The organism is Actinomadura logoneensis (genome assembly GCF_003428695.1).
Classification (GTDB): Bacteria; Actinomycetota; Actinomycetes; order Streptosporangiales; family Streptosporangiaceae; genus Spirillospora; species Spirillospora logoneensis.
Window position 1 is genome coordinate 1 of the sequence record NZ_QURH01000325.1, and the last position, 16,228, is coordinate 16,228.

Here is a 16,228-nt window from a genome sequence, read left to right on the forward strand (position 1 = left end):
GGGTCGGGCAGAGCCCGGGCGGCGGCGACGGCGCGCTCGAAGGCGACGGCGTCCACGGCGGACGGGTCCAGCGCGAGGCGGTAGCCGGCCGGGCCGTGCCCGATCACGTCCCGGCCGGTCGCCGCGCGCAGCCGGGACACCAGGGCCTGCAGCGCGTTGCCGCCGGGCGGGTCGTCGTCCCACAGGTCGTCCAGGAGGCGGGCCGCCGACACCGGGCGGCCCGGTTCCAGCGCCAGCCGGACGAGCAGCGCGCGCAGCCGGGGTCCGCTGATCTCCACGGGACGGCCCGTCCCGTCCCGGACCTCGAGCGGCCCCAGGATGCCGATACGCACGCCTGTCATGTGTGCATTGTCCCCTACCCGCAATACCCCGATCATCGGTGTCCGCAAAGACGTTTGAGGTGCACGGCACGGGTAGGGCGGGCACATGGATCTGACTTTCCTCAAACCGCTGTACGCCGGATCCGGTCCGTTCTCGTCCCTCTACCTGGACCTGACCCGCACCACCGAGGACGCCGCCAAGGCCGCGGAGCTGCGCTGGCGGGCTCGGCGCGGCGAGCTCGCCGCGCAGGGCGCGCCCGAGGCCGACCTGCGCGCGCTGGAGGCCGTCGTCGAGGAGGACCTGCGCGACCGCCGCTCGGAGGGGCTGGTCGCGTTCGCCGCGGACGGGAAGGTCGGGTACCTCCGCCGGATGGACCGTCCGCCGCGCGCCGAGCACGCCCGCTGCGCGCCGCTCCCGCACGTCCTGCCGCTGCTGGCCGAGCTGGGCGAGCGGTTCCCGTACCTCGTGGTGACCGTGGACCGGCGCGGCGGCACGATCACCTGCGTGCGGCCCGAGACCGGGCCGGACGGCGGGTCCGACGCTCCGCCGCAGGTCATCGACGTGCCCGGCGACGAGGAGTACCCCATCCACAAGCCCAAGGGCGGCGACTGGAACCAGTCCCGGTACCAGCGCGCCGCGGAGGAGGCGTGGAAGGCCAACGCGCGCAAGGTCGGCCGCCAGGTGGCGGCCTCGGCGCGGCGCTGCGGGGCCGAGCTGGTCATCCTCGCCGGCGACCCGCAGGCCCGCTCGGCCCTGATGGAGGAGCTGGGCGAGAACCTGCTCCCGCACGCCGTCGAGACCGACCGCGGCCCGGACGGGCCCGCGATGGACGAGGAGGTCGAGCGGATCCTGGAGCTGAAGCGCGCCGAACGGATCATGCGGGTCGCCGAGCGGTTCGAGCGGGAGCTGGCGGCCGGGCGGCGCGCCGTGACCGGCCTGCCCGGCACCGCGGAGGCGGCGTTCGGCGGACGCGTCGAGTCGCTGCTGCTGGACGAGGACCCGGCCGCGCCGACCCGGTTGTGGGTCGGGCCGCGCCCGCACGAGATCGCGGCGTCCCCGGACCGGCTCCGCGAGCTGGGCGTGGACGAGCCGGCCGAGGAGCGCGCCGACGCCGCCCTCATCCGGGCGGTCGCGGCCACCGACGGCGACCTGACGATCCTTCCGGCGGTCACCCCGCAGGCGGAACTGGGCGTCGGGGCCGTCCTGCGCTACTGAACGGGACGGGAAAAGCGAGAGGGGCCGGTGTCACCACCGGCCCCTCGTCATTGTGGAGCTATGGGGATTCGAACCCCAGACCTCCTCCATGCCATGGAGGCGCGCTACCAACTGCGCCATAGCCCCGCATCGGGTCTGTGTCGGACTGCCTCCGCGCCGACCCGCAGGGAAAAGCTTAATGCATTCCGGGACCGCTTCGGACCATCCCGAAACCGGGTTCGGGGCGGACGCGCGGGGGCGGCGAGCCGGCCCGAACGAGATCAGGCGGGCCGGGCGGCACCCGCGGAAGGGCGGTGGGCCGGGGCGGTGGCGGGTCAGCGCCAGCCGAGGCGTTCGGAGACCTCGTCGGGGGCGTAGCCCTCCTGGCGGAGCTCGCCGATCCAGACCATCCCGTCGGCCTCCGCGACACCGCCGACGGTGTGCTCCAGGGGCATCCGCGGCTGCGTGGCGAGCCGCACCTCCATGTCGGCCGGGTACCGGCGCAACGCGTCGATCAGGTCGGCGACGGTGACCTCGCGCCGCGCTCCCCTGCGGTGTCGTCCCATGGTCGTCAAGGAAACCATCACCCCTGGGGTGTTCTCGCCACTTACGGGGCACAGTGTCCGTTTTGAAACTGATCGTCGGCGGACGGCCGCGCGGGGGGCGCGGGATCGCCGAAAGGGCCGGACGCAACGGCGGAAAGGGCCGGAACGCGCGAGAGGGCGGTGAGCCTTCGCTCACCGCCCTCTCGCCCTGCTGTGGAGCTATGGGGATTCGAACCCCAGACCTCCTCCATGCCATGGAGGCGCGCTACCAACTGCGCCATAGCCCCGTGCGACTGCGATGGACGTTCATCCCCGCAGCGCTCCGCCAGCATATAGGACCGGCGGCGTTCAGACGAATCGAATACGGCTCCGGCACCCGCCCGGGCCGGGCACCGGATACCCGCGCGCCGAGGCCGGGGCGGACGCCCGGGGCCGCGGGAGTGCGTGAGTGTGCCGAGGCTGCGTGCCGGGGATGTGCGGCGTGCGCGCCGTCAGGCCCGGTCGTCGCCGAGCACGGGCTCCGGGAGGGTGCCCGCGTTGTGCTCCGCCAGCCGCCAGCCGCCGTCGCGCATCTCGGTGAGCACCGACCAGCAGCAGTTGGACAGGCCGCCGAGCCGGTCCCAGGTCTCCTCGGGGAGGCCGAGCATGTGCGCGATGCCGAGCCGCAGCGCCGCGCCGTGCGAGGCGACGACCAGGACGCCGTCCGGGTCGAGGGCGGCGGCGTGCCGCTCCAGCGCCGTGCCGACGCGCTTGGCGACCTGCGGGCCGGTCTCGCCGCCCGGCGGCTCCCAGCGGGCGCGCTCCTCCGGGTAGCGCTCGCGGATCTCGCGGGCGTTCAGGCCCTCCCACTCGCCGCCGTCGCGCTCCACCAGCTCCGGGTCGTACCCGACCGGCAGGCCGGTCAGGTCGGCGAGGCTCTGCGCGGTGTCGCGCGCCCGCACGAGGGTGGACGACACGATCGCGGTGGGCCGCAGGGCGGCGAGCAGCCGGGCCGCCCGCCGCGCCTGGGCCACGCCCGTCTCGTCCAGGGGGATGTCGGTCCTGCCCTGGAAGCGGTTCTCCACGTTCCAGGCGGTCCGGCCGTGCCGCCACAGCAGCAGGCGGCGGTGTCCGGGCTCCCGGGGGGCCGCGGACGCGCCGTCCCCCGCGCGGGGGACGTCACTCACCGCTGACCGCCGACCGGCCGCGCTGCGCCATGTGCGCGTTGACGTCCTCGGGGAGCTCGATGGTCGGGCAGTCCTTCCACAGCCGCTCCAGGGCGTAGAAGGTCCGCTCCTCCTCGTGCTGGACGTGCACGATCACGTCGGCGTAGTCGAGCAGGACCCAGCGGCCCTCGCGCTCGCCCTCGCGGCGGACGGGCTTGGCCCCGGCCTCCTCGCGCAGGCGCTTCTCCACCTCGTCCACGATCGAGCGGACCTGCCGGTCGTTGGCGGCGGAGCAGAGCACGAACGCGTCGGTGATGACGAGCTGCTCGCTCACGTCGTAGGCGATGATTTCGTCGGCCAGCTTGTCGCCCGCCGCCTCGGCGGCGATCCGGACCAGCTTGGCGGCCCTGTCGGATGCGGTCACGGTGCGCTCGTGATCCTCCCTGTGGGGGTGGTCTCCGGCCTCAGCCTCTCACGGGAGGCGGGCCGGGTCCCCCGGCGTCGCGGTATCGCGCCGCGGCCCGGAACGGCCGCGGCGGTCTGTCGCCTTCCAGGGTATGGGGCGCCCGCTACCGCTTTACCTGCCGCCTCCGGGTACGGGGTGGGCGTGCGAGGGCGGAGAGGCCTTGCGTTCGGGGTGGCGCGGCTCAGTGGTGGTAGAGGGCGCGCTTGTTGATGTACTGGACGATCCCGTCCGGGACGAGGTACCAGATCGGCTCGCCCGCGTGGACGCGGTCGCGGCACTCGGTGGAGGAGATCGCCAGCGCCGGGACCTCCATCAGGCTGACCCGGCCGTCGGGCAGGCCCGGGTCGGTGAGCCGGTGGCCCGGCCGGGTGACCCCGACGAAGTGGGCCAGCTCGAACAGCTCCTCGGTGTCGTGCCAGTCGAGCATCCTGGCCAGCGCGTCCGCGCCGGTGATGAAGAAGAACTCGTTGTCGTCGCCGTGCAGCGCGTGCATGTCGCGGAGGGTGTCCACCGTGTAGGTGGGGCCGGACCGGTCGATGTCGATGCGGCTGACCGAGAACCGGGGGTTGGACGCCGTGGCGATCACGGCCATGAGGTAGCGGTCCTCGGCGGGGGTGATCCGCTGCTCGGGCTTGTGCGACGAGATCCCGGTGGGCACGAAGATCACTTCGTCCAGCGCGAAGAAGTGCGCCACCTCGCTGGCGGCCACCAGGTGCCCGTGGTGGATCGGGTCGAACGTGCCGCCCATGATCCCCAAACGCCGCTTTTGCGTCATGCCGACGAGAATAGCCAGCGCCGGTGAGTGCCGCGCCGCCGGGTCGGCGGCCTCACCCGGAGGCGGGTCAGGTCAGGCCGGGAAGGGGCGCGGCGCCCTCCGTCCAGTGGACGACCCGGACGGCCTTGCCGACCTCGACCCGCGGGACGCCCCCGGCGGGCAGCAGGGCGACCTCCGCGTGCAGGCCGAGGTCGGCGCGCAGCAGGCGGACGAGCTCGGCCGACCGGTCGCCGCCCGGCCGGCCCGCGGACGCGGCCTCGCAGGCGACGATCAGGCGGACGGCCGCCTCGACGCGGCGGTCCACGACGATCTGGTAGTGCGGGCCGACCAGGCCGGAGCCGAGCAGGACCCGCTCGATCTCGCTCGGGTACACGTTCACGCCGCGGACGACGAGCATGTCGTCCGCGCGGCCCATGACCTTGCTCATCCGGACGAGCGTCCGCCCGCAGGCGCAGTCGCCGCGGGTGAGGGACGCGATGTCTCCGGTCCGGTACCGCACGAGCGGCAGGGCCTGCTTGGTCGGCGTGGTGAAGACGAGTTCGCCGGGCGCGCCGTCCGGGACGGGCTCGCCGGTCGCCGGATCGACGGCCTCGACGAGGAAGTGGTCCTCGTTGACGTGCAGGCCGTCCTGCTGCAGGCACTCGGTCGCGACGCCCGGGCCGATGATCTCGGAGAGGCCGTAGATGTCGAGCGCCCTGAGCGGCAGGACGGCCTCGATCGCGGCGCGCAGCTCCTCCGACCAGGGTTCGGCGCCGAAGACCCCCGCCCTGAGGGACGAGACGTCCGCGCCCGCCTCGGCGGCGGCCTCGCCGAGCCGCAGCGCGTACGCGGGCGTGCAGGTCAGGACGTCCGGACGCAGGTCGGCGATCATCCGGACCTGGCGCTCGGTCATGCCGCCGGACAGGGGGACGACGGTCGCGCCGAGCTTCACCGCGCCCTGGTGGATGCCCATGCCGCCGGTGAACAGCCCGTAGCCGTAGGCGTTGTGGACGGTGCTGGCCGCGTCCGCGCCGGCGCAGGCCAGCGACCGCGCGCACATGGCGGCCCACAGGTCGAGGTCGGCGCGGGTGTAGGCGACGAGCGTCGGGCGCCCCTTGGTGCCGGACGATCCGTGCACGGCGGCGACCTGCTCGCGCGGGACGGCGACCATGCCGAACGGATAGGCGTCCCAGAGCTGCCGCTTGGTGGTGAAGGGCAGGCGGGGCAGGTCGTCCAGGCGGACGTCCGCGCCGCCCGCGACGCCCGCCTCGCGGAGCCGCCGCCCCTGGGGGCCGTCCGCGGCGAGGAGCCGGTCGACCATCCCCCGCAGGCGGTCCTGCTGCAGCGCGGCCCGCTCGTCGGCGGACATCGCCTCGGCCTTGGGGTCGAACATCCGTGTCTCCTCGCCCGGTCGTGCGCGCCTCGTCCGGGGACGTCCGCGCGCCCGCCGGACGGCCGGGTGCGGCCATCCGGAGTGAAGCGCGTCACATGCCCGGAGCGCCCGACTTTACTGACCGGTCGTTCGGTAAGTCCAGACCTCCACCGCCGGTCGGAACGCATGTCGGGAGACCAGGCGAACCGGAGGGGAAGAGGGAGAGGGCCGGACGGGAGCCCCGGGGGTGGGCGGAAGGCGAAGGAGCGACCTTCGCGGACCTTCCCGGACCTTCTCGGGGCCGGTGCCGGACGCGGCGTCCGGGAACCCCGGGCCTGCCGCGATCGTCGGACATACCATGCCGGATATGACGACCAACACACCCGACCGGGCACGCACGCGCTTTCCCGGGATCAGCTCCCGGGCCTACGAACACCCCGCTGACCGCTCGGCGCTGGTGGCGCTGCGCTCGCTCACGGGCTTCGACGTCGTCCTGCGGAAGATGTCGGGGCTGTTCAACGAGCGGGCCATCCGGCTGACCTTCCTCGGCGGGGCCGTCCGCGCGGGCGAGGACCAGTTCCGCAACCTGCACCACATGGTCCGCGACGCCGCCTACATCCTCGACCTGCCCGAGGTCCCCGAGGTCTACGTCACGCAGGACCCGCGCGCCAACGCGATGGCGATCGGCTCCGACCACCCGTTCCTCGTCGTGACGACCGGGCTGCTCGACCTGCACGACGACGAGGAGCTGCGGTTCGTCATCGCGCACGAGGTCGGGCACATCCTGTCCGGGCACGCGGTGTACCAGACGATGATGATGATCCTGATGCAGCTCGGGGCGCGGCTGGCGTGGCTGCCGCTCGGCAACATCGGGATCGCGGCGATCATCATGGGGCTGCGCGAGTGGTTCCGGAAGGCGGAGCTGTCCGCCGACCGCGCGGGCCTGCTCGCCGGGCAGGACCTCGACGCCGCCAAGCGCGTGATGATGAAGCTGGCGGGCGGCACGCGGCTGGCGGAGATGAACTCCGAGGCGTTCCTCGCGCAGGCGCGCGAGTACGACGCGGCGGGCGACGTCCGGGACGGGTTCCTGAAGTTCCTGAACCTGCTGAACCAGACGCACCCGTACTCGGTGATCCGGTTCGCCGAGATCGACAAGTGGGCGCGGTCGGGCGAGTACGAGCGGATCCTGGCCGGCGACTACGCGCGCCGCGCGGACGACGGCAGCGCCTCGATCAGCGACGAGATCAAGAACGCGGCCCGGTCGTACCGCGAGTCGTGGGAGAGCAGCGCCGACCCGTTCGTCGGGAAGGTCCGCGACATCGCGGACGCGGCGGCCAACGCGGCCGGGGGCCTGTTCGACCGCCTCGGACGGCGCGGCAACGGCGGCAACGGCGGCAACGGCGGAGCCTCGGCGAGCTGACCCGTCGGCTCGCGCACGGCCGCCACGCACCGGCGTGGCGGCCGTTCCTGTTTCCGGGAGTCCCGACTAGCGGACCTTGTCGAAGAAGAGCCGCATGTCGGCGGCGACGGCGTCCGGTTCCTCCATGGCGACGAAGTGGTGGCTGCCAGGGTTGCCCTTGCCCCAGTGGACGATCTCGTTGGTGCGTTCGGCGAGCCGCCGGATGCCGGGAGGGCCGCTGTAGGTGCCGGACGGCACGGCCTTCTGCCCCTGCGGCCAGACCATGTCCCCGCGCTCGCCGTGGTACGGCCAGGACGCCGTGGCGAACGAGCGCGTGAACCAGTAGAGGCTGACGTTGGCGAGGAACAGGTCCCGGTCGACGGCGTCGAACGACCCGGTGGCGAAGTCCTGGAACTTGTGCGTCATCCAGGCGAGCGCGGCGACGGGCGAGTCGGCCCAGCCGTAGCCGAAGGTCCGCGCCGCGACGCGGTTGACGTGGTGGTGGTCGAGGACCTCGGAGCCCATCCACCGCTGCATGAGGTCGTACTGGGCCTTCTCGTCGGGCAGCATGTCCGGGACGTCCTTCTCGGTGGGGAAGCCGAGGCCGCTGATGACGTACACGCCGGTGACGTTCTCGGGGGCGTCCTCGGCCATCGCGGGCGCGACGTACGCGCCGAAGTCGCCGCCCTCGACGCCGTACCGCTCGTACCCGAGGCGGCGCATCAGCTCGTTCCACATCCGCGCGAGGCGCGCCGCGTCCCAGCCGGTCTCGCGCGGTGCCGCGGAGAACCCGACGCCGGGGATGGTCGGGACGACCACGTGGAACCCGCGTTCGGTCAGGGGCCGGACGAGGCGCGCGAACTCGACGAACGAGTTGGGCCAGCCGTGGGCGAGGAGCACGGGAAGGGCTTCCGGGTCGTCCGAGCGGACGTGCAGGAAGTGCACGTCGTATCCGTCGATCTCCGTCACGAACTGCGGGAACCCGTTGAACCGGGCCTCCTGCGCGCGCCAGTCGAACCCGGTGCGCCAGTACTCGGCGAGCTCCCGCATGAACGCGACCGGCACTCCCCTCTCCCAGCCGTCGCCGGGCAGTGACGCGCCCCAGCGCGTCCGCGCGAGGCGGTCGTGCAGGTCGTCGAGGTCGGCCTGCGGGATGTCGATGCGGAAGGGACGGATCTCATCGCTCATGGGGATGACGGTACGAACCGTATAGGTCAGGATCATTCCTACACAGGCGATCATCCAAGGGAGCTGTATGACCGAGACCTCGTCGCGTCTGCTCCGGCTGCTGTCCCACCTCCAGACGCCGCGGCGGTGGGCGGCGGCCGAGCTGGCCGACCGGCTGGACGTGACGACCCGGACCGTCCGCCGCGATGTCGCGCGGCTGCGCGAGCTGGGCTACCCGGTCGAGACCCTGATGGGCCCGGACGGCGGGTACCGGCTGGTCGCGGGCACCGCGATGCCGCCGCTGCTGCTGGACGACGAGGAGGCCGTCGCCGTCGCGGTGAGCCTGCGGACGGTCGGCGGCCAGCCCGTCGAGGGCATCGGACCCGCGGCCGTCCGGGCGCTGGCGAAGCTGGAGCAGGTGCTGCCGTCGCGGCTGCGGCACCGCGTGTCGGCGCTCGGCGAGGTGGTGGACGCCCCGCTGCCCGAACCGGACATGCCGAGCGTCGATCCGGACGTCCTGTCGGTGATCGCGGGAGCCGCCGCCGCCGGGGAGCGGCTGCGCCTCCTGTTCCGGGGCGAGCGGCGCGTGGTGGAGCCGCACCGGCTCGTCCCGGTGCGGCGGCGCTGGTACCTGGTGGCCTACGACGACGCGCGGGCCGACTGGCGGGTGTTCCGCCTGGACCGCGTCTCCGAGCCGGCGCGGACCGGGCAGCGCTGCGCGGACCGGGAGGTCCCGGGCGGGGACGCGGCGGCGTTCGTCCTGGACAGGCTGTACTCGATCGCCCCCACGTACGAGGTGGACGCGACGCTGCACATGCCCGCCGCCGACGCCGTCCGGAGGCTGCGCGTCGACCCGGCCGAGGTCACGCCGGTCGACGCGGCCAGCTGCCGGTTCCGCGGCCGGGCCGACACCGTGCCGTGGCTGGCGAGCCGGCTGCTGATGCTCGGCTGCCGCTTCGAGGTGCACTCGCCGCCCGAACTGGCCGACCACCTGCGGGACCTCGCCATCCGCGCCGCCGCCGCGGCGGGTGGCACATCTGCGACGGATGGCAGGGCCGTGGCTCAGGCTCCCCCGGCGGACGAGCGGCGGGCGACGCGGAAGCCGACGTCGTCCACGCGGTAGGTGGGGTGGCTGCGGCGGCGGGCGGAGGCGCGGCAGCTCCAGTGCTCGTCGAACCATCCGCCGCCGCGCAGGACGCGGTAGGTGCCGTACACCTCCGGGTCGTAGAAGTCCCAGCACCAGTTCCAGACGTTCCCGAGCATGTCGTGCAGGCCCCACGCGTTGGGGAGCTTCGTGCCGACGTCGTGGGGGCGTCCGTCGGAGTTCTCCCGGTACCAGGCGATGTCGTTTAGCGGCGCGTAGTGGGGGCCGCTCGTCCCCGCGCGGCAGGCGTACTCCCATTCGGCCTCGGTGGGCAGCCGGTATCCGGCGGCGGAGGCGTCCCACTCGACCTCGTCGCCGTGGACGCGGTAGGCGGGCGGGAGGCCGTCGAGCTCGGACAGGGCGTTGCAGAAATGGACGGCGTCCCACCAGGAGACGTTCTCGACGGGCAGCCGGTCGCCGGACGCGGCGCTCGGACGGCCGCCCGTGACCCGGGCGTACAGCTCCTGCGTCACGGGAAGCGCGGCGAGTTGGAAGGCGTCCACCTCGACCGTCCAGCGGCGGCGCGTCCGCCGGTCGGACAGCGTCACCGCGCCCGCCGGAATGTCGATCATCACCCGGCGATCGTAGGCCCGGCGCGTGGACGGGCCGGCGGGACGGGTCCGGGCCGCGCCATGCCTTCGCGCCGTCGCGGGACCGGGTTCGGGATGATGGCGGGCATGAGCAGCATCAGGCAGGTGAGCAGCCGGGTCGTGTACGAGAACCCCTGGATCCTGGTCCGGGAGGACGAGATCGAGCGTCCGGACGGATCGCGCGGGATCTACGGGGTCGTGGACCGGCCGGACTTCGCGCTGGTCATCCCCATGCAGGACGACGGGTTCGTGCTGGTCGAGGAGTACCGCTACCCGATCGGGCGGCGGGCCTGGAACTTCCCGCAGGGGTCGCGTCCGAACCGGGCCGACGGGGACCCGGAGGAGCTGGCGCGGGAGGAGCTCGTCCAGGAGACCGGGCTGCGGGCGGGCACGATGCGGCACATCGGGTTCCTGCACTCGTCGCAGGGGTCGTCCACGCAGGGCTTCAACGTGTTCGTGGCGACCGATCTGAAGCAGGGGCCGCACGAGCGCGAACCGGAGGAGCAGGACATGCGGCAGGGGTTCTTCTCCCGCGCCCAGTTCCGCGAGATGGTGCTGCGCGGCCAGATCACCGACGACTCCAGCGTCGCCGCCTACACGCTGCTCACCCTGCGCGGCCTCTGACCACGACGGACGCCCCGCCGCACTCAGGACATCCGCCCGGCGGTGGAGTCCGGGTCAGTTCAGCCGGGCGAGGTAGCCGTTGTCCACCAGCCAGAGGACGGTCAGGCGGATCGGGCCGCCGGGGACGAGGGCGCCGTCCAGCACGTACTGGGTGCCGTGGCCGGGCTGCGCGAAGGCGGGCGCGATCGGCCCGGCCTGCACCTTGAAGGGGCGCAGGACGCGGTAGGCGTGCCAGTTGCAGCCGGCCGGGTTCTGGCTGTCGTCCAGGTCCTGCGGTGGGATGGAGCGCCGCGCGTAGAGTTCGCCGAACGGTGCGAGGAATCCGCCGTACTCGCTGCCGTACCGGTCGACGCGCAGGTTCACGCGCAGCCGCAGGACGTGCCTCTTCGGCCTGCCGTACCGGTCGCGGAGGAAGCCGTCGGCGGGCGGGTAGCGCCACCCGTTGGACATCGAGTTCCAGAACTTCGACAGGAAGGCGGACTCGGACATGCCGCCCAGGCGCCGGTAGCCGCGCAGTTCCCTTCCCACGATGCCCCGGTCGGGCAGGACGGCCGGGCCGAGGCGCGCGTCGCCGTCGAAGTCGGCGGCCGAGCACCACGCCGTAGGCCCCAGCGGATGGACGACCGTGTGCGCCGACGCGGAGGCGCCCGGCGAACCGTCCGGAGCGGGACCGGCCGGCTCGGGGACGAAGCCGGCGAACCCGGCGGACGCCGTCGGGGCGGCGGGCGGCGCGAAGGGCAGGATGACGCCCGCGAGCAGCCAGGCGAGTCGTTGTCGCAGGTGGGGCATGGTCCGCCTTCCGTGACGGGTGGGACAGCCGGCCACGCCCAGGATGGAAGCGAACACGCGGTGTGACAAGGACCCCGGGCGGCCGTGTTCGGCTACCCAGGGTCCTCGGGGTCGGCCGGAGCAGTGCGCAGCGGCGCGAGGCAGCGCAGGGCGGGGGCGGTCAGAAGGGCGCGGGGACCAGGAGTTCGACGTTGCGGTCCTCGACCTTGCCGCGCCGGTGCTGCGGGTCGTCCTGCCAGTCGTTGCCGGACAGCTCGCGCGACAGGGAGGCCAGCGAGACCGGGTCGCCCAGGCTCCGGTACGTCTCCGGGCCCGCCGAGTCCAGCACGGTGGCGAAGACCGACAGGGTGCCGTCGCGGTTGTCGGCGATCTCCAGGACGCGGCTCTGCTGCGGGTAGTCGATGTGGGCGGCCGTGTTGACCTCCCAGAAGCCGCCGCCGCCCGTGCGCGGGTGCGGGGTGACCTGGTTGACGTGCGTGTGGCCGTTCACCCAGAGGATGACGTTCGGGAAGCGCAGCAGCAGCGCCTTGACCTCGTCGCCCAGCACGCGCCCGCCGCCGAGGGAGTTCTTCAGCGACGCGATCGTGTGGTGGCTGAACAGCACGAACAGCCGGTCCTTGACGTTGTGCGTGACCTTCTTGCCCGCGGTGTCGTAGTACGTCCGGCTGCCGGCCTTGAGCTGCGCCTCCAGCCAGGCGAACTGGGCCTTGTCGAGCGAGCCCTCGGAGTAGCCGTTCGGGTTGACGGTGTCCAGGACGAGCCCCCGGACGACGCCCTGGTCGAAGCCGTAGTAGGCGGTGCCCTTGAGCAGGTTCTCGACGGTGAAGCCGTGCCCGCGCAGCGCGGACGAGGTGTTGAAGTGCTCGCGGACGACCTCGGCCCGCGACAGGACGCGTCGCCGCGGATCGGCCGTGACCTGCCGGAACAGGCCGCCGTCGGACTGCCCGGCGAGCCGCGCGAACTCGCGCGCGTCGCCGGTCCGCAGGACGCGCGCCAGCCGGTCGGCCTGGGCGGCGTCGGCCGGCGCGACGATCTTCGTGCCGCCGGTCGCGAGGGCCGCGAGCAGCGGGTTCGGCGGCAGGTTGCCCTGCATGAGGCCGTCGTGGTTGCCGAACGCGGCGAGCCACGGGGTGCGCAACCCGGTGGCCTTGAACGGCGCGCGGGCAGCGTCGAGCAGGCCGGGGACGCGCGGGAAGCCGTACTTGGCGATCGCCTGGTCGGTGGCGTGGCCGGGCGGCGGGCCGTCCGGGTGCCAGTAGGCCGCGCTGTACCCGACGCCGTCCATCACGCCCTCGTAGCGGCGCGGGTCGCCGGAGTCGGGGGTGATGGGGCGGCCGTCGAGCAGGTCGATGATCCAGCGCAGTTCGTTGTACTGCGTGTTGTCGGCGGCGTCGCCGGTGTTGATGGTGAACGCGAGGCCGAGGCCGGTCGCCGGGCCGCGCCCGACCCGGTTCATCGCGCGGACCATCGCCTCGGCGACGTGCGTGGTGAGGATCTCCTGCGGGCGGTAGGCGCCCTCGGTCGGGATCCCGCCCACCATGTCCTTGATCCGGTCCAGGAACTCGACCCGGCCCGGGGACTGCGCGTCCACGATGTGCACGTCGGTGAGCTGGCCGAACGCCAGCAGCCCGCGCCGGGCGGCGGCGCGCCGGGCGCTCGCGGTCCCACCGAGGTCGCGGCGCAGGACGTGGGGTTCCCCGGGACCCGCGGTGATCTTCCGGTAGCCGCCCGTCCCGGGACGACCGAGGACCAGCGTCCGGTCCAGGGTCGTCCCTGCGGCGGAGCCGCGGAGCGGGGGCGCGGCGAAGCCGGGACGGGCGGGGAAGGCGGCCAGGCCGGAGACCGCGAGACCCGCGGCCCCCGCTCCCAGCAGGACGCTGCGGCGGGACACGCCCGCCGACCGGGACGAAGCACGATTCACGAGAGTGAATCAGACCACACCTTGCACAGTTACATCAAGGGTCAAACTGTCACATCTCCCGCAAAAGCGGAACGCCGCGCCCCCGATCGGGGACGCGGCGTTCCGCGGACGGCTCGGCCGCACGAGCTTCGAGGCGCGGCCGCGAAACGGTCCGGAGGCGGCCGCGAGACGGCTCAGGTCAGCCGCGGGTGTGGCCCTCACCTGTGACGACGTACTTGGTGGACGTCAGCTCCGGCAGCCCCATCGGGCCGCGCGCGTGCAGCTTCTGGGTGGAGATGCCGATCTCCGCGCCGAACCCGAACTCCTCGCCGTCGGTGAACCGGGTCGAGGCGTTCACCATCACCGCGGCCGAGTCGACCAGCGCGACGAACCGGCGCGCGGCGGACTGCGAGCCGGTGACGATCGCCTCGGTGTGCCCGGACCCGAACCGGCGGATGTGCGCGACGGCCTCGTCCAGCGACGGGACGACCCGGGCGGCGATGTCGAGCGACAGGTACTCGGCGTACCAGTCGTCCTCGGTCGCGGCGACGACGTCCGGCGAGTAGGCGCGGACGAGCGCGTCGCCGTGGACGGTCACGCCCTTCTCCCGCAGCGCCGCGAGCGCGCGCGGCAGGAACCGGTCCGCGACGTTCGCGTGGACCAGGACCGTCTCGGCCGCGTTGCACACCGACGGACGCTGCGTCTTGGCGTTCACCAGGATGGACAGCGCCATGTCCAGGTCGGCGTGCTCGTCCACGTAGACCGAGCAGTTGCCGACGCCGGTCTCGATCACCGGGACGGTCGACTCCCGCACGACCGAGTCGATCAGCGACGCGCCGCCGCGCGGGATCAGCACGTCCACCAGGCCGCGCGCCCGCATCAGGTGCTTCACCGACTCGCGCGAGGTGCCCGGCACGAGCTGGACGGCGTCCTCCGGGACCCCGGTGCCGGCCAGCGCGTCCCGCATGATCGCGACCAGCGCGGTGTTCGACGCGAACGCCGACGACGACCCGCGCAGCAGCGCCACGTTGCCGCTCTTCAGGCACAGCGCCGCCGCGTCCACGGTGACGTTCGGACGGCCCTCGTAGATGATCCCGACGACGCCGAGCGGAACGCGGACCTGCTGCACCGACAGGCCGTTCGGCAGCACGTAGCCGCGCACGGTCTCGCCGACCGGGTCCGGCAGCGCGGCGACCTGGCGGACGGCCGCGGCGATCGCCCCGACCCGCTCGCGGCTCAGCGCGAGCCGGTCCACCATCGCCTCGGACGTGCCCGCCTCGCGCGCGCGAGCGACGTCGGCCGCGTTCGCCTTGACGATCTCCTCGGCGCGCGCGGTCAGCGCGTCCGCGACCGCGTGCAGCGCCGCGTCCTTGACCGCGCGCGGCAGCGGCGCGAGCTCCGCCGACGCCGCCCGGCCCGACTCGGCCACGCGCAGGAACGCTTCCCGCTCTTCGTTGCTCGGCTCGCTCATCGGCGAACCCCTTTCCTGGTTTCCGCGGTTCGGACGGGCGCCATCGACCGTGCTCGGGACGTCAAGGGTGGTTCAGGCGAGGACGACCAGGTGGTCGCGGTGGATGACCTCGCGTTCGTACTCCGGGCCCAGCTCGCGCGCCAGCCAGCGGGTCGAGCGGCCCATCAGCTCGGGGATCTCGGTCGCGTCGTAGTTCACCAGGCCGCGCGCGACGACCCGGCCGTCCGCGCCGACCAGGTCCACGGGGTCGCCGGCGGCGAACTCGCCCTGCACGCCGGTGACCCCGGCGGGCAGCAGCGACTTGCGGCGCTGCACGATCGCCTCGACCGCCCCGGCGTCGAGCAGGACCCGGCCCTGCCCGGTGGTGGCGTGCGCGAGCCACAGGTTCCGCGACGACATCCGCGGCGCGTCGCCCGGATGGAAGTAGGTGCCGACCGGCTCCCCCGCGAGGGCGGCGGACGCGCGCGCGGCGTCGGTCAGCACGACCGGGACGCCCGCGATCCGCGCCGCCTCGACCTTGGTGACCATGCCGCCCGTCCCGACGCGTCCCGATCCGCCGAGCTCGACCTCGGCCAGGTCGGCGGCCGACCGGACCTCGTCGATCCGGCGCGCGCCCGGACGCGAGGGGTCACCGGTGTACAGGGCGTCCACGTCGGAGAGCAGGACGAGGGCGTCCGCCCTGGTCAGATGGGCGACGAGCGCCGCGAGCCGGTCGTTGTCGCCGAACCGGATCTCGTCCGTCGCGACCGTGTCGTTCTCGTTCACCACCGGGACGATGCCGAGCGCCAGGAGCTGGCCCACGGCGCGCTGCGCGTTGCGGTGGTGCGAGCGGCGCATCATGTCGTCCGGCGTCAGCAGCACCTGCCCGACGGTCAGGCCGTACCGGGCGAACGACGCGGTGTACCGGGCGACCAGCAGGCCCTGCCCGACGGACGCGGCGGCCTGCTGGGTGGCCAGGTCGCGCGGCCGGCGGGCCAGCCCGAGCGGGCCGAGCCCGGCGGCGATCGCGCCGGACGACACGAACACGATCTCGGTTCCGGCGGCGCGGCGCGCGGCCAGCACGTCCACCAGCGCGTCGATCCGGTCGGCGTCGATCGTGCCCTGCGGGGTCGTCAGCGAGGACGACCCCGCCTTCACCACGATCCGCCGGGCGTCGCCGATCGCCTTTCGGATGGTCACCAGTCCTCCTGGGGGGCGGCCCGCGCGGGGCCGGGGGTCAGTCCTCGTCGGTGTGGCCCGCGCGGCGGGCGGCGCGCTTCTCCTCCAGCTCGGCGCGCCGCTCCACGTTGGTGCGCCGGTGCCCGGCCGCCGCGTCCAGCCGCCGGTCGGTGCCGCGCGGGGACGCGG

The 16,228-nt window shown here is 73.7% G+C and carries 16 protein-coding genes and 2 tRNA genes; 4 read left to right on the forward strand and 14 right to left on the reverse strand.

Translation table 11 applies throughout. The annotated features are described in order from the left end of the window. Nucleotides 1–341 (reverse strand): AfsR/SARP family transcriptional regulator (locus tag DZF91_RS20590; RefSeq protein WP_199486760.1); only part of this gene is annotated, 341 nt, incomplete at its 3' end. 85 nt (nucleotides 342–426) lie between these two features. On the opposite strand from DZF91_RS20590, the gene DZF91_RS20595 reads away from it, so the two are divergent. Continuing rightward, nucleotides 427–1,536 carry a baeRF2 domain-containing protein gene (locus DZF91_RS20595; RefSeq protein WP_117359090.1) on the forward strand — a complete coding sequence of 370 codons (1,110 nt, stop codon included), beginning with the start codon at nucleotides 427–429 and terminating at the stop codon, nucleotides 1,534–1,536. Between the two features lie 53 nt (nucleotides 1,537–1,589). On the opposite strand, the gene DZF91_RS20600 is transcribed toward DZF91_RS20595, so the two are convergent. The 7 genes from DZF91_RS20600 to DZF91_RS20630 form a co-directional block, all read right to left on the reverse strand. Further along, nucleotides 1,590–1,662, reverse strand: a tRNA-Ala gene (locus tag DZF91_RS20600). Between the two features lie 188 nt (nucleotides 1,663–1,850). After that, complete coding sequence (locus DZF91_RS20605; RefSeq protein ID WP_117359091.1) at nucleotides 1,851–2,081, reverse strand: hypothetical protein; 231 nt, start codon at nucleotides 2,079–2,081, stop codon at nucleotides 1,851–1,853. A 193-nt stretch (nucleotides 2,082–2,274) separates the two neighbouring features. After that, nucleotides 2,275–2,347, reverse strand: a tRNA-Ala gene (locus DZF91_RS20610). Nucleotides 2,348–2,551: 204 nt separating this feature from the next. Then, on the reverse strand, nucleotides 2,552–3,226 hold the full coding sequence (locus DZF91_RS20615; RefSeq protein ID WP_117359092.1) for a histidine phosphatase family protein: 675 nt from the start codon (nucleotides 3,224–3,226) through the stop codon (nucleotides 2,552–2,554). Continuing rightward, complete coding sequence (gene rsfS / locus DZF91_RS20620; protein ID WP_117359093.1) at nucleotides 3,219–3,629, reverse strand: ribosome silencing factor; 411 nt, start codon at nucleotides 3,627–3,629, stop codon at nucleotides 3,219–3,221. Before rsfS ends, DZF91_RS20615 begins: the two co-directional genes overlap by 8 nt. 223 nt (nucleotides 3,630–3,852) lie before the next feature. Then, nucleotides 3,853–4,446 (reverse strand): nicotinate-nucleotide adenylyltransferase, encoded by a 594-nt coding sequence (nadD, locus tag DZF91_RS20625; RefSeq protein WP_117359094.1) that lies wholly within the window; start codon nucleotides 4,444–4,446, stop codon nucleotides 3,853–3,855. 67 nt (nucleotides 4,447–4,513) lie between these two features. Then, nucleotides 4,514–5,818 (reverse strand): phenylacetate--CoA ligase family protein, encoded by a 1,305-nt coding sequence (locus tag DZF91_RS20630; RefSeq protein WP_199486761.1) that lies wholly within the window; start codon nucleotides 5,816–5,818, stop codon nucleotides 4,514–4,516. 346 nt (nucleotides 5,819–6,164) lie between these two features. On the opposite strand from DZF91_RS20630, the gene DZF91_RS20635 reads away from it, so the two are divergent. Then, entirely contained in the window at nucleotides 6,165–7,217 is a 1,053-nt protein-coding gene (locus tag DZF91_RS20635; protein WP_117359095.1) for a M48 family metallopeptidase, read from the forward strand. A 66-nt stretch (nucleotides 7,218–7,283) separates the two neighbouring features. On the opposite strand, the gene DZF91_RS20640 is transcribed toward DZF91_RS20635, so the two are convergent. Then, nucleotides 7,284–8,384, reverse strand: coding sequence for an epoxide hydrolase family protein (locus DZF91_RS20640; protein ID WP_117359096.1), 1,101 nt, complete (start codon nucleotides 8,382–8,384; stop codon nucleotides 7,284–7,286). Nucleotides 8,385–8,451: 67 nt separating this feature from the next. On the opposite strand from DZF91_RS20640, the gene DZF91_RS20645 reads away from it, so the two are divergent. Continuing rightward, entirely contained in the window at nucleotides 8,452–9,486 is a 1,035-nt protein-coding gene (locus tag DZF91_RS20645; RefSeq protein ID WP_117359097.1) for a helix-turn-helix transcriptional regulator, read from the forward strand. On the opposite strand, the gene DZF91_RS20650 is transcribed toward DZF91_RS20645, so the two are convergent. Then, entirely contained in the window at nucleotides 9,426–10,079 is a 654-nt protein-coding gene (locus DZF91_RS20650; protein ID WP_117359103.1) for a formylglycine-generating enzyme family protein, read from the reverse strand. The two genes, DZF91_RS20645 and DZF91_RS20650, sit on opposite strands and share 61 nt — an antisense overlap. Before the next feature lie 105 nt (nucleotides 10,080–10,184). On the opposite strand from DZF91_RS20650, the gene DZF91_RS20655 reads away from it, so the two are divergent. Next, a complete protein-coding gene (locus DZF91_RS20655) occupies nucleotides 10,185–10,721 on the forward strand; it encodes an NUDIX domain-containing protein (RefSeq protein WP_117359104.1) in 537 nt (178 codons plus the stop codon). 54 nt (nucleotides 10,722–10,775) lie between these two features. Here DZF91_RS20655 and DZF91_RS20660 read toward each other — a convergent pair whose 3' ends face one another. From DZF91_RS20660 to proB, 4 genes are all read right to left on the reverse strand, one after another. Beyond that, nucleotides 10,776–11,510: a TNT domain-containing protein gene (locus DZF91_RS20660; RefSeq protein WP_117359098.1), complete on the reverse strand. Its 735-nt coding sequence runs from the start codon at nucleotides 11,508–11,510 to the stop codon at nucleotides 10,776–10,778. Between the two features lie 160 nt (nucleotides 11,511–11,670). Next, nucleotides 11,671–13,431: a TIGR03767 family metallophosphoesterase gene (locus DZF91_RS20665; RefSeq protein ID WP_235834441.1), complete on the reverse strand. Its 1,761-nt coding sequence runs from the start codon at nucleotides 13,429–13,431 to the stop codon at nucleotides 11,671–11,673. A 178-nt stretch (nucleotides 13,432–13,609) separates the two neighbouring features. Continuing rightward, nucleotides 13,610–14,881 carry a glutamate-5-semialdehyde dehydrogenase gene (locus DZF91_RS20670; protein WP_117359100.1) on the reverse strand — a complete coding sequence of 424 codons (1,272 nt, stop codon included), beginning with the start codon at nucleotides 14,879–14,881 and terminating at the stop codon, nucleotides 13,610–13,612. A gap of 72 nt (nucleotides 14,882–14,953) precedes the next feature. Further along, nucleotides 14,954–16,060: a glutamate 5-kinase gene (proB, locus tag DZF91_RS20675; RefSeq protein WP_407920923.1), complete on the reverse strand. Its 1,107-nt coding sequence runs from the start codon at nucleotides 16,058–16,060 to the stop codon at nucleotides 14,954–14,956. Nucleotides 16,061–16,228 lie beyond the last annotated feature (168 nt).

Bases quoted from the DNA above. Each gene is read 5' to 3' on its own strand.
- DZF91_RS20655 (WP_117359104.1), top strand. From the start codon at position 10,185: ATGAGCAGCATCAGGCAGGTGAGCAGCCGGGTCGTGTACGAGAACCCC.
- DZF91_RS20670 (WP_117359100.1), bottom strand. From the start codon at position 14,881: ATGAGCGAGCCGAGCAACGAAGAGCGGGAAGCGTTCCTGCGCGTGGCC.
- DZF91_RS20660 (WP_117359098.1), bottom strand. From the start codon at position 11,510: ATGCCCCACCTGCGACAACGACTCGCCTGGCTGCTCGCGGGCGTCATC.
- DZF91_RS20605 (WP_117359091.1), bottom strand. From the start codon at position 2,081: ATGGGACGACACCGCAGGGGAGCGCGGCGCGAGGTCACCGTCGCCGAC.
- DZF91_RS20595 (WP_117359090.1), top strand. From the start codon at position 427: ATGGATCTGACTTTCCTCAAACCGCTGTACGCCGGATCCGGTCCGTTC.
- DZF91_RS20640 (WP_117359096.1), bottom strand. From the start codon at position 8,384: ATGAGCGATGAGATCCGTCCCTTCCGCATCGACATCCCGCAGGCCGAC.
- DZF91_RS20645 (WP_117359097.1), top strand. From the start codon at position 8,452: ATGACCGAGACCTCGTCGCGTCTGCTCCGGCTGCTGTCCCACCTCCAG.
- DZF91_RS20635 (WP_117359095.1), top strand. From the start codon at position 6,165: ATGACGACCAACACACCCGACCGGGCACGCACGCGCTTTCCCGGGATC.
- DZF91_RS20630 (WP_199486761.1), bottom strand. From the start codon at position 5,818: ATGTTCGACCCCAAGGCCGAGGCGATGTCCGCCGACGAGCGGGCCGCG.
- nadD (WP_117359094.1), bottom strand. From the start codon at position 4,446: ATGACGCAAAAGCGGCGTTTGGGGATCATGGGCGGCACGTTCGACCCG.
- DZF91_RS20650 (WP_117359103.1), bottom strand. From the start codon at position 10,079: ATGATCGACATTCCGGCGGGCGCGGTGACGCTGTCCGACCGGCGGACG.